The 7,144-nt window shown below is 60.6% G+C and carries 9 protein-coding genes; 1 reads left to right on the plus strand and 8 read right to left on the minus strand.

Going from position 1 to position 7,144, the window contains the following annotated elements; translation table 11 throughout:
- Positions 1-326 precede the first annotated feature (326 nt).
- Positions 327-1,139, plus strand: coding sequence for a pyrroline-5-carboxylate reductase (gene proC / locus ABYV89_RS01420; protein WP_432821134.1), 813 nt, complete (start codon positions 327-329; stop codon positions 1,137-1,139).
- Between the two features lie 112 nt (positions 1,140-1,251).
- Here proC and gspN read toward each other — a convergent pair whose 3' ends face one another.
- From gspN to gspG, 8 genes are read right to left on the minus strand one after another with little or no spacing between them, the layout of a single operon-like run.
- Positions 1,252-2,151, minus strand: coding sequence for a type II secretion system protein GspN (gspN, locus tag ABYV89_RS01425; protein ID WP_432821135.1), 900 nt, complete (start codon positions 2,149-2,151; stop codon positions 1,252-1,254).
- Positions 2,148-2,675, minus strand: a complete 528-nt coding sequence (gspM, locus tag ABYV89_RS01430) for a type II secretion system protein GspM (RefSeq protein ID WP_432821136.1) — start codon at positions 2,673-2,675, stop codon at positions 2,148-2,150. Before gspM ends, gspN begins: the two co-directional genes overlap by 4 nt.
- A gap of 3 nt (positions 2,676-2,678) precedes the next feature.
- Positions 2,679-4,067, minus strand: coding sequence for a type II secretion system protein GspL (gene gspL / locus ABYV89_RS01435; RefSeq protein ID WP_432821137.1), 1,389 nt, complete (start codon positions 4,065-4,067; stop codon positions 2,679-2,681).
- Positions 4,068-4,073: 6 nt separating this feature from the next.
- Entirely contained in the window at positions 4,074-5,027 is a 954-nt protein-coding gene (gspK, locus tag ABYV89_RS01440; protein WP_432821138.1) for a type II secretion system minor pseudopilin GspK, read from the minus strand.
- Positions 5,027-5,671, minus strand: a complete 645-nt coding sequence (locus ABYV89_RS01445; protein WP_432821139.1) for a type II secretion system protein GspJ — start codon at positions 5,669-5,671, stop codon at positions 5,027-5,029. The genes gspK and ABYV89_RS01445 overlap by 1 nt, the downstream gene beginning before the upstream one ends.
- A 16-nt stretch (positions 5,672-5,687) precedes the next feature.
- Positions 5,688-6,077, minus strand: coding sequence for a type IV pilus modification PilV family protein (locus tag ABYV89_RS01450; protein ID WP_432821140.1), 390 nt, complete (start codon positions 6,075-6,077; stop codon positions 5,688-5,690).
- A complete protein-coding gene (locus tag ABYV89_RS01455) occupies positions 6,067-6,561 on the minus strand; it encodes a prepilin-type N-terminal cleavage/methylation domain-containing protein (protein ID WP_432821141.1) in 495 nt (164 codons plus the stop codon). Before ABYV89_RS01455 ends, ABYV89_RS01450 begins: the two co-directional genes overlap by 11 nt.
- A complete protein-coding gene (gene gspG / locus ABYV89_RS01460; RefSeq protein WP_432821142.1) occupies positions 6,554-6,994 on the minus strand; it encodes a type II secretion system major pseudopilin GspG in 441 nt (146 codons plus the stop codon). The genes ABYV89_RS01455 and gspG overlap by 8 nt, the downstream gene beginning before the upstream one ends.
- Positions 6,995-7,144: the final 150 nt, after the last annotated feature.

Consider the following 7,144-nt stretch of genomic DNA (forward strand, 5'->3'; position numbering starts at 1 on the left):
GAAGGGTTCGACCGGCCTTCTCTCCGCCTTATATTTCTGCAAGGCCGGCCGCTCGATTGGCACGCTTGCGGACCGGTGGGCTGACTTTCAGTACCATATCAACCCGGCGCGCATATGGCAATGCCGCAATGCCGGTAAATGGGATTAATATCCATTGGGATCGGGGGGTTATACTCCCTTTGCGGCAGGGGGTCAACGGTTTTTTCGGCGCGGGGGCCCGCAAGGGACAGCCCCCTTGACAGGAGGGGAAGATTTCTATTTACTGAGACGGCATGCCTCGATTCGGACAGGCGAGGCGATTGAGGGGCGAAAGGAGCGGATTTATTATGAAATCGATTGCAAAAATAGGCTTCATCGGCGGCGGCAACATGGCGGAGGCCATGCTCAAGGGGCTGCTGGCGGGAACCTTTCCGGCCGGCCAGGTGCTGGTGGCCGAACCGGACCAGGCCCGGCGGGGCCTGCTGGAGAGCCGCTACGGGATCCAGGTGGTGGCGGAGAACCTCGAGGTGGTCAAGGCCTGCGAGCTGCTGGTGCTGGCGGTCAAGCCGCAGCTTGTCGACGAGGTGCTGACCGGCATCGCCGGTGCCTTTTCGTCGAATCAGCTGCTGGTTTCGATTCTGGCAGGGGTTTCCACCGCCGTGCTCGAAAGCTACTTCGACGGCCGCCCGCGCATCATCCGGGCCATGCCGAATACCCCGGCGCTGGTCGGGGCCGGGGCCACCGCCCTCTGTGCCGGGCAGTACGCCGGGGCCGACGATATGCTGACGGCCCGCCACCTGTTCGAGGCGACCGGGATCGTGCAGGTGGTCGGCGAATCGCAGATGGATGCCGTCACCGGGCTTTCCGGTTCCGGCCCGGCCTATGTCTTCACCGTTATCGAAGCGCTGGCCGACGGCGGCGTACAGGAGGGCCTGCCCCGGGACATCGCCCTGGCCCTGGCGGTGCAGACCCTGCTCGGCGCCGCCCGCCTGGTGAAGGAGAGCGGCGAGCATCCGGCGCTGTTGCGCGACCGGGTCTGCTCGCCTGGTGGCACCACCATCGCCGGGGTCAAGGCGCTCGAACAGGGGGGCCTGCGAGCAACCCTGATGGAGGCGGTCAGCCAGGCCGCGCGGCGCTCCCGCGAACTGGGGGGAAAATAAGGAAAGGGCCGGTCATTCACCGGCCCTTTCCTTATTGCATTGGGTATTCGACGCCACCCTGCGGATTTTTTTCGATCGAGGCGGATACCAAAAAGCGGGATGCAGACCGTGGCTATTGTGCCTGGGGGCGGGAGAGGGTGCCGCTGATGTGCAGGGGAAAATTACCGGCCCCATCTTTCTTGACAAACATTCCCAGCAGCTCCAGCAATTGCGGGTCCAGTTCGGGCGTCGGTTTCAGGGTGACGGCCAGGTTGATCCGGCTATGTTCGATCGGGTTGGTCAAAAGCAGGTTGCCGTTGCCGGTCGCGGTCAACTGTCCGTCTCGACTTTCCAGACGATCGATCTTGAAGGCATTCCCCATGCCGGCGCCCTGCAGGACCAGGCTGCCGAGCTTCAATTCCCCGCTCGTCGAGCCGATGGCTTCGAGCCCGGTGAGCCGCATATCATTGATCGTGAGATTGAGGCGGCTTGCAGAGTTTGCCCGTGGTGGCCACTGGGCCGAAAGCTCCCCCCGTTCGATGGTTCCGGCAATGCCCAGGGGGGATTTTTCCCGCAGGGGGAGAGCCAGCTGCAGGTTTTCCAGCTTGAGGTGGATTTCCCCGTTGCGGCGCAGAAACCCTTCCGTATTGCCCCCGAACAGTTTGAAATCGTAGGCCAGTCCGGGATTCCCGCCCAGTAGCGACAGCCAGAGCGGAGAGATTTCGAGGTCGGTGGCCTTGATTTCTGTTGCGGGGAGTCTTTTCACGCGCAGGGTCGCCGCCCTGGCGGCCAGCCGCAGCGGCAGACGCAGAGAGAGGTCTTCCAGGTCGAGACTGCCGTTGCCGCGGAGCTGGGTGGCCACTTCGTTCTCAAGGTGGTTTTCCAGCGAGGATGCCGGGAAAAACAGAAGCATTCCGATTCCCCAGCCAGCCAGCAGCAAGGCCGTGGTCAGTGCGATCCATTTAACTTTCCGCTTGGCAGAAAGTGGAAAACCGGCCAGTTTTCGCAGCAATTCGCGGAGCATGCGCTTCATCGGGTTCTCCCGTAAGAGGCAACGGTCAAGACCGAATCAAGGCGGTGGCGATCATCAAAACGAGTTTTGACTCGCAGACTTTTAACCTGCAGCGGCATTTCGGCGGCCTCCACGTCATAGAGCAGCCGCATCAGTTGGGGGAGGTTGACGCGTTCCAGCTTGATTTCGACCGACTCCTCGCGGAAACCCTCCTTTTCCGTCGGCGGCTGGGGCCGCATGTAGACCAGGTTTTCCCGGCCGACGTCGCGCACTGCCAGGCTTTCGACAGACGAGAACATGGAAAACGCCGAATCCTGGTCCAGTCGTTGCTGTACCGTGTTGAGGTTTTGCTTCAGTTGCACATATTGCCGGCTCAGGGTCTGCATGTCGGCCAGCTGCTGCTGACGGCTGGCGATTTTCCGGTCCAGGCCGCGCAGGGCATTCTGGTAGGGGGCGACCAGGCCGAAATAAATCAGGCTGGCGAGGGCGAAAAGAGTGCCGGTGAAAAGAACAATGCGCTGGCGCTGGTTCAGTTGGGAAAGCATCGGTCAAAGCTCCTTGCGCAGCGGAAGGGTGATGCGAAAGTCGACCTGGTTGCCATCCAGGCTCATCTTGGCGTCATCGATCCGGACAGCCTCGAACAGTGGCGACTGCTGGAGGGTTTTGCTCAGGCGGTTGATGGCGTCGAAAGAGCTGGTGACTCCTTCGAGGCGTACAGCTTCCGGCGTATAGCTGAGGTCGCGGATGTCGATCGTAAGATCGCCGGGGGTATTGCGGGAGATCTCGGCCAGGATGTTCAGCGTGGAGAACGCGTCGCCGCTGCCGACCATGCGGCTGATCTTCTGCAGTTCCGCCAGTTGCGCGCGCATCTGCAATGGCGCATCGACGATCGCCTGGGTGCCGGGGAAGGTGTCCCTGAAAATCCTGGTGATTTCCTGTTGCAGGGCGGCTGCCGCCCGGGATTTCTGGGAATAGGCGAGATAAGCCGAAGTTGACAGTATGGTCAGGGAAATCACCAGCAGGGTTGCCATGGCAATCAGCCGTTTTTTTATCCGCCCCCACTCGCTTTTCAGGGCGAAAGGGCCGCTGCGCAGGTTGAAGTCCCGCTCACGGTCACTGATGCCGGCCCGCAGAGCCAGCGCCACGGCCGGCAGGAATTCGGCCGCCAGCGGCTGTCCGTCAAGTTCGATTCGGGGGATGGTTGCTTGCTCGCCCAGGTCCTGCAGGCGTTCAAGCAGTCCGGGGGTGGCGCCGCTGCCGATCAGGTAGCACGCATAGTGGTTATTGGCGGCACTCCTGCGCAGCACGTTGCCCGCCCGCAATATTTCCTCGGCCAGCTGTTTCTCATTGATGTCGGCAGCTTTTTGCAGCAGCCGATAGTTGACGACTTCGCCTTCGGTGATCAGGGCCAGGGTGATTTCCCGGGCCGTGACGGTAACCAGCAGACCGTTTTGGATCTGGGCTTTCAGTCCACTGGCCTGGCTGAACGGGGACAGACCGAGGACGTTGAGCGGAATCTCCTGGCTATCGAAGGGGCCCAGTGCCGATTCGATGGCGTCGGTTTGGATCGCCGCCGCGGCGACCCGAAAGCCGTTTTCCCCGGCAACCGGTTTTTGACTGGCGAGGGTGCAGGTTTCGCAGTTTACCGGTAGCTGGAGGGAGAGCTCCATTGGCAGGGCGGCGGCAATTTTCTTGTCTTCAGCAAAGGGAAAGCGCAGCAGGCGAATAAAGGCTTGCGTCGCAGGGAGAGCGGCTGCAATCCGGTCGCCGAGGCCGGTTTCGCCGATCGCCTCGCGCAGGATGTCCGCCAGGTCCCCGTTTTCTGTGCGGGGGTGTCGTTGCACGCTGAGCAGGGTCGTTACCCCCTTCTCGTCGTCGACCAGGGCGGTTCGGACAAAGTTATCGTCGATATCGACACCAATGAGTCGTCTGGCCATGTTCTTTTAATCCACCTTGAAATAAAGAAGCTGGTTGCCGGTCTTTGCCACGACCGCTTCGGCCCGGCGGGCACCGTCGTTAACCGTAGCCTGGGATTCGATACGGTAGACATTGCCTTTCACTGTGAACGGGCCCCGGTCAAGATTGGCGAGGCTGGGAATGTCGTTGAGCCAGGTCAGCGCGTTCAGCGTTTTGAATGGTTCCTTTTTGCGTTGGGCAATGATGCTTTCCGCGGCATCCCGGCTGATTTCCGGATCGGCGGAAAGAGCCATGAGTACCTCTACACGGGCGCTGTTGATGTTGATCTTGTCCGTGCCGTAGATCGTTACGAAAGGGGCGATTTTTCGATTCAGTTCCGGCGAAAACCCGCGCACCAGTTGCAGTTCATCGAGACTTTCGAGAGGGCCGTTTTTACAGCGGATTGGTTCGTCCAGTTGCAGGTAGTGGCCGGCTTCGGCGCCCGAGGCCTGTCCTGTATCCGGATCGACGTAGACCCGGTCGTCCGTATCTTGCCAGTCGATCAGGGCGGCGGTCAAGCTGTCGGCATCTTTTATCTCGAGCAATTCGAAGAGCCGCAGAACCCGCGCCTTAACGACCGTGTTGACGTTGCTGGTGTCAGAGGCAACCAGGGTGTTGAGATTGATCTTTCCGGCCAGGTCTTCAATCTGGACCGAAACCAGGCCGTCACCGACCGGATACTGCACAATCCCCATGCTCCAGAGTTCGGCCGGGTCGCCCGGGGCATCGTAGCCGTTGGTATCCCTTTGCAGGATGCTCATGCCGGCACGAACCCCCCCCTTGGCCAGGTAATAAGCCCTGGTGCTGTCGCGGAATGTCTCGGTGAGGCGCAGGTCGACCAGGGTTGAAAACGCCAGTTCGGTAACCAGGGCGGCCAGCAGGGTAATGACCACCAGAACCAGCAGCAGCACCATTCCGGTTTCCTGTCGAAGCACCCGCATCAGTGCGCCTGTATGACGGGCAGTTCAAAGGCCGAGCGGAACGGCAGGGTGGTTTCAGCGGTCTTGATCCGCATGGCGATTTCTACCAGTTGCGGCAGGCCCTGAGAGCTTGAATCCCACTCGTCCTGCCAGTTGTCGCCATTGTAAAAGCGGATGCTCATCTCTTCGATTCCCGGGGCAAGCCGGTAGCCTGGCTGGTTCTGAGCTGCCGGATTCAGCGGGCTGGTTTCCTGTCGCATGAGTACTTTGTTTCCCGCTTTTACTTCGTGGTCTTCGATCAGCTCGTAATGGACCACCGCGATCCCCCTGGCATTACTCTGGGGAGTCACCGCTGTGGTGGTCAGGGTCAGATACGGATGACCGTTGTTGCTGTGGCCACCTCTGAAAAAGGTATCGGTGCCCGAAGGTTTGACGTAGGCGCTGCGGAGTTCCCGGCCAATACGGTCAAACAGCACCCGGGCCCGGTGATAGGCTTCGCCGTCAGTTTCCAGTCGTTGCTTGGCCCCGCTGACCGAGGCGAACACCCCGTAAACCGCCAGCAGCACCATGCTGGTGATGGCGACGGCGACCAGCACCTCCACCAGGGTAAAGCCTTTCGGCGCGGCCCCGTGGGCGTCTGTTCTTTTGCCCGCTGTAGCTACCAACCAACACTCCAGTTGTTCAGAACAGAAACGAGTTCAGTTCGACCAGTTCGTTTTTTTTCTCTTCCCCCCACAAGACCTTGACGGTGACCATCCGTACCGACGGCAGCGGCGTTGCTTCAAAAGCGATCTGCCAGCGGAACTCGTCATAGGGGGGGGTGAAGGCCCCTTCTTCGTTTTCATAGCGCAATGATCCGCGGTCGGCGGCCGCCTCGGTTTCTCCCATTTTGCCCTGAGCCAGCAGCGTGGCCTGGGTAATTTTCTGCAGCCGGCCGTTGACCCCGATAGAGCGGTTGCCCAGAGATAACAGGGCAATCAGGGCGACGCCCGCAATGACCATGGCGATCATGACCTCTAGCAGGGTAAAGCCCCGCGCCCGGTTTGATACTATCCGCTGGTCAGAATTCACGATATCCCTGATACATTTCCGTCGCCCCGGTAAAGGGGTTGATACGCAGGGTCAGCACCTGGTCCGCGCCGTCGTCGAGATGGATGGTCGTCTCTTCCATCCAGCCGACCGGGAGGATGTCGATGCTTACCTCGCCACTGCTGAAACTGCCGCGACCGCTGACCGACAGGTCTCTGAAGCGGACACTGCCTTTGAGCCGCTGTTCGCGGACGAGGCCCTGCTCGATGGTCAGTTCGCCGTCGGTTTCGAGGCGGGCGGCCCGGTAGGACCCCTTTGAAAGGTCGTATGTCAGCCGGTAGGGGCGCCCGGAAAGAGCCGCTTCGTTGAACAGGTATTTCACGGTGCCGGCCAGTCGGCGGGCCGAATTGTCGAGCCCGCTGACGCCGAGGCGGCCCAGGAGCGGAATGGAGAGGCCGGTGAACAGTGCGATCAACAGTACCACTACCGCCAGTTCGAGCAGGGTGAAGCCGGTTTGTCTATTCAATGTCCCAGCTGTTGACATCCGCATCGTTCCCTTCACCACCCGTTTCGCCGTCGGCACCGTAGGAGATGATGTCAAAGTCGCCGTGGATGCCCGGTGACAGGTAGAGGTAGTTGTTGCCCCAGGGGTCCTGCGGGATCTTTTTCAGGTAGCCCCCCTCGTGGTAGCGGGAGGGGATGCGCCCGGTTTCCGGCTTGCTCACCAGGGCCTGCAGACCCTGCTCCGAAGAAGGATAAAAGCCGTTGTCGAGCTTGAACAGGCCAATGGCTTCTTCGATCCCCTTGATGTCGATCGCCGCCTTGGTCCGGCGGGCCTCTTCGGGCCGCTCGAGCAGGCGGGGGACGACGATGGCGGCGAGAATGCCGAGAATGACCACCACGACCATGATTTCAATCAGGGTAAAACCCCGGCTGTTTTTTAATAGCGATTTGCGCATGCTGTCAGTTGCCTCCTGTGTAAAAACGGTCTCTCGCTCGTTCGCTACGCTCACTGGAGCCCACAGAGAACAGGGAGAGAATCTAATCTCTATGCTTTTAGCCAATTACCAATCACGGCCTGTTTACCCCATCCCCTGGCTGGCCTGAAA

Source organism: Trichloromonas sp., assembly GCF_041583255.1.
Lineage (GTDB): Bacteria > Desulfobacterota > Desulfuromonadia > Desulfuromonadales > Trichloromonadaceae > Trichloromonas.